Here is a 4,061-nt window from a genome sequence, read left to right as displayed (position 1 = left end):
AGATGTGTATAAGAGACAGATTTATTATTGAAAATAAGAAAGCTTATCTCAAATAACACTCAAAAGATAACATACAAAAAGATGGCTCTAACATATCGCTAGAGCCATCTTCTAATAAACAATGCCGGTTACTTAAAACAAGCAGTGCCTACTTATTGTTTTTTTCATCATTTTCTTCTTAAGAAGAAGTGCAAGTCCAGCAATTGAGAAACCAAGCACTGCGAGCAAGCCTGCAAACGATGCCGATTCGCCTGTCTTAGGAATCATGCCAATATGCTTTTCAGGCTGCGGCTGAGGAGCTGGTGTCTGCGGCTGCAGCTTCAGTTCCGACGCAGGTTGATTTGGAGTTGGGTTAGGCTCTGGATTCGGTGACGGAGTTGGCGTCGGTGCCGGAGGATTCGGAGTTGGATCCGGATTTGGTACAGGATCTTTCGTGTAAATAGCATACACAGTCATATCGCCATTAACTATGCTTGCTCCCGTAAACGTCTCACCCTTACCGTCTTCCTTCGTATTCCACTCCTTGAAGGTATAACCAGCCTTCGTTGGCTTCTTCAGCATAGACTCATTAGTCAACGCATCAGTATCAATAGCCTTACCAGGCTCCACATTAACAGTAGCAACCGTAGAATCGCCATCTTTAAAAGTTACAGTATTATATGTAGGCGTCGGATCTGGTGTCGATTCTGGTTTCTTCACTTGGAAAGAATAAGAGATTTGTTTAGACTTATTTTCTTCTCCGTTCGCATCTAACCCTTTAGGATCCTGTTCAGCAGCAAAGAAGAAATAATTGCGATTAGCACAGTTATCCTCTCTTGCAGTGGTTGCTTTCACAAAATTCTCTGTGGAAGAATTAGCAAAATCATAGAAACCGGCTACCGTTCCTCGAATTCTATATTTTTACCTTCAGTAACTGTCTTTTTCACAGATAGACCAGTTACTGAAACAATGATATTGCTGGTATCTACATTCTTAACTTGGTTAATGATGTCTTGCCATTTTTGAGTTGTTCCAGGATTATCTTTCTTTAATGTAACAATGAGCGTTTTACCATCATTTGTTTTTGTTACACTTGGAGAAAATCCCTTAATTCCGCTAATTGTAGCAGATGCATCATTAGCTACTTCTACACCATCTGGAATATCTAGCGTAAAAGCAAATCCTGCATCAACCTTACCGTAGCTATTGTGGAATTTCGTAACATAGGCGTCATTCGTGCCACCAACTCTCGTATAGCTTAGCGTCCAACCATTGAGATAACGCTTAAACCATGGGATACTAACTGAAAAATCAAGATTCAGTTTATCCCCAGATTGTAGCTCACCAACCGCTTTAGAATCCGTTTCACCCTTAAGCTTCAGATCACCGTATACTTTAAGTTTATCAACTGGCTTTTTAATTTCATCTTGAGTTAATAAATCATTTTCCTTAAAGCCAAATGGGTTGACACGATTTTCGATAGGTTTTGTAGGATTTTGTCCTGGTTTTGTATCTCCTTCTGCCGTATCATTACCTGCGAGATAACCATATCTTTCTTCAAAATCCATCCCAGTAGGCATAAGCCAATACGTATTAGGGTTATTCACTATCCCCGCATTTGGCGTACTAGTCATGTCTTCTAAAGAGTTAAATGGAAAATCAGCAATCGCTGTTTTACTTGAAGAGGTTAAATACTTAGGAAATACCCCATAATAAGTTTTCCCTGTAAAACCATCGGTTATCTCTTTCTTTTCCACATCAACCCAATACGTATTCTTTAGCGTACTATCGCCCAAATATTCAGGCGTAGCAGCCAACGAATCCTTAATTAAATATAGAAGCGGTTTGCTACCATCCGCGGCAAACACTGGTGACACAAATGCTGCTGATGCAATCAATGTAGCTGATACTATCGTTACAGCCATATTTTTTAGTAATTTCATACAAAACCTCCTACGGTCTCTTGATTTCAAGTGACTTTAATGGGGAGGTAATGTTAACGATTGGATCACTAACTGGGTGATTGCCAAATTTGTATAATTGGCAAATTCCTGAACCAGTTATAGTTCCAAGTAATTCTTCTTTTCCTTCTACTATATATGGGATATTTACGTTAATTTCATGCCCAGTTTGATTACGTTCACTTTCTACAAGCTTAAAAAATTCTTTATAATCATTCCAATTTCCTAGTTGAATAGTGATAACAACTGAATTATCCTTTTCTACATATTTAGTCTCAATGGCACTGATAGTAGATGTGTTTTCGGTAGCTTTAATTCCCTTTTTATCAACGTGGAAGTTAGAAGGGAATTTTATCGTATACTGAGCAATAGGGAACTTTTCACCTTCACTGGACATGATTATATTTTCAAATTTCAAAGGTCCAAAACCTTGTCCTTTTATTTCTTTCTCATATACTTTGTAGGCTCCTTCAAAAAGGTCTGCAGCTTCCACGCTTGCGCTTATAGTACCCGTATAAGAGTCTTTTTGCCCTTCAATTGGCGTGACGGGAGATGCAGTTACCGTCTTACTCACATCAACGGTTCCTGTAATTTTCTTTAAGAAAAAGGATCCGCTTACGTTTAATTGACTATCGACTTTATATACAAGTTGTCCTTCAGCCGCAAACGCCTGTGTAGTTCCAGCCATAACACCAAACGCTACTAATGTAGCCATCAATAGACCCATTGTCTTTTTTACTAATGTTTTCATATTTTCCTCCTTATTAATCTAATAATGGGTTATAGGCCAAAAAGTGTGTAAGAAATCATGTCTTAGACCTTGCAATACAAGGGTTTTGCGGTAATCGAATCTGTTTTCTGCACATTCGCCACCTGGACAAAAAGTGTGTAAAAATAAGCTCATAACCCTTATAGCAGTAAGGCTCGCAGTATATCGAATGTGGGCTATTTCTTATATTAAGCGGCGTTCGAAGCATGTATTAGCTGAGTATTTAACAATAAATCGTCAAAGGCTGTTACTAACGCAGATTACGTACTGCACCAGTAACATATAACCCCGCTTATCTGTTGTTAACGCAGATTACGTACTGCACCAGTAACATATGACCGTTACTTTCTTAAGATACTTGACTGAGTTTTTAACAGTGCTGAGGCTAGTTTATGCCACAGAATACTCATCAGCTTAGTTTTACACACTTTTTGGCCTATAACCCCCTTTTTCCTCCTCTCTTATATAAAGAAGCGACCAAGATTTTCTTGGTCGCTTCATGTTCGTATAACACTCATATAATACCTAAAGAACTAGCTTTACAGTTAGATAATCCACCTTACTTGTATGCTCTTCCATTTAAGGAAACTAGAGAATCAAATAATTGCGTTTCATCTAGAATACTCTCAGTTGGAGTTCTTTCCGTTATTGCAAGTTCTTTATACTTACTAGTAATTCCCTTAACAGCTTCTAATATCGATGGTTTAGAAACTTTGGAATCACTTTTCCTATACTCTTTAATTAAATCAGAAACTGCAAAAATCCCTAATTCCTTAAATTTCTGAGTTCGGTCATGATCATTCAAAGTTTCATTATTACTGATTCTTTCAACATTAAACCTTGTATTGTTTACTTTTTCGTCATAAGCCATCCTAAACTCTAACGAATTTTTCCAACCATAGTCAGAATTGTAAACAAACTTTTCACCAGTTATGTCTTCAATAGCCATAGCTAGAATATACTCATAGCATCCAGCATCTCTACTATCATAAATAGCATCGTAAAGAGGTTTAATTGCCTTCAGTCCCAGTTTCAATATTCTTTGATAGTTTTTAGAATTCCTAATAAACTTTCCTGGATGTGCCTGCATAGCCACTTGTGGATTAGTCTTCGTCTCAGTTTCTAATTCCACCATCAACTTATTCATGGATCCCTTTATATCATCTAACGTTTCAGCATAAGCTACGTTTACTGGCATCAATTTATGAGCTATATTCCCACTATTCTTTGATGCTTGATTATTTCCAATAATAAAAATTCCAGTAAATACAAATAGAACCAATAAAAGTAAAGTTCCTAGCGAAATATACATTTTTTTCTTAGACATAGTATTACACCTCCTAGAATTCTAT

At 37.4% G+C, this 4,061-nt stretch carries 4 protein-coding genes; all 4 read right to left on the bottom strand.

Features of this window, described 5'->3' with window-relative positions; all coding sequences use genetic code 11:
- Positions 1-132: 132 nt before the first annotated feature.
- The 4 genes from A5295_RS06575 to A5295_RS04390 all read right to left on the bottom strand — a co-directional run bounded on the left by A5295_RS06575 (position 133) and on the right by A5295_RS04390 (position 4,036).
- Positions 133-834 (bottom strand): InlB B-repeat-containing protein, encoded by a 702-nt coding sequence (locus tag A5295_RS06575; protein WP_064621847.1) that lies wholly within the window; start codon positions 832-834, stop codon positions 133-135.
- Positions 835-875: 41 nt separating this feature from the next.
- On the bottom strand, positions 876-1,922 hold the full coding sequence (locus A5295_RS04400) for a hypothetical protein (RefSeq protein ID WP_064621845.1): 1,047 nt from the start codon (positions 1,920-1,922) through the stop codon (positions 876-878).
- Positions 1,923-1,932: 10 nt separating this feature from the next.
- Positions 1,933-2,691: a hypothetical protein gene (locus A5295_RS04395; RefSeq protein ID WP_064621843.1), complete on the bottom strand. Its 759-nt coding sequence runs from the start codon at positions 2,689-2,691 to the stop codon at positions 1,933-1,935.
- A gap of 577 nt (positions 2,692-3,268) precedes the next feature.
- Positions 3,269-4,036, bottom strand: coding sequence for a hypothetical protein (locus tag A5295_RS04390; RefSeq protein ID WP_064621841.1), 768 nt, complete (start codon positions 4,034-4,036; stop codon positions 3,269-3,271).
- Between the last annotated feature and the right edge of the window lie 25 nt (positions 4,037-4,061).

Origin of the sequence: Gardnerella sp. 26-12 (genome assembly GCF_001660745.1) — a bacterium.
In the GTDB taxonomy this organism is placed as follows: Bacteria; Actinomycetota; Actinomycetes; order Actinomycetales; family Bifidobacteriaceae; genus Bifidobacterium; species Bifidobacterium swidsinskii.
Note: the sequence above shows the minus strand (reverse complement) of the source record. Positions and strands in the feature narration are given on the sequence as shown.

Excerpts from the sequence above, each read along its gene's own strand:
- A5295_RS04390 (WP_064621841.1), bottom strand. The coding sequence starts at position 4,036 with ATGTCTAAGAAAAAAATGTATATTTCGCTAGGAACTTTACTTTTATTG.
- A5295_RS04395 (WP_064621843.1), bottom strand. The coding sequence starts at position 2,691 with ATGAAAACATTAGTAAAAAAGACAATGGGTCTATTGATGGCTACATTA.
- A5295_RS04400 (WP_064621845.1), bottom strand. The coding sequence starts at position 1,922 with ATGAAATTACTAAAAAATATGGCTGTAACGATAGTATCAGCTACATTG.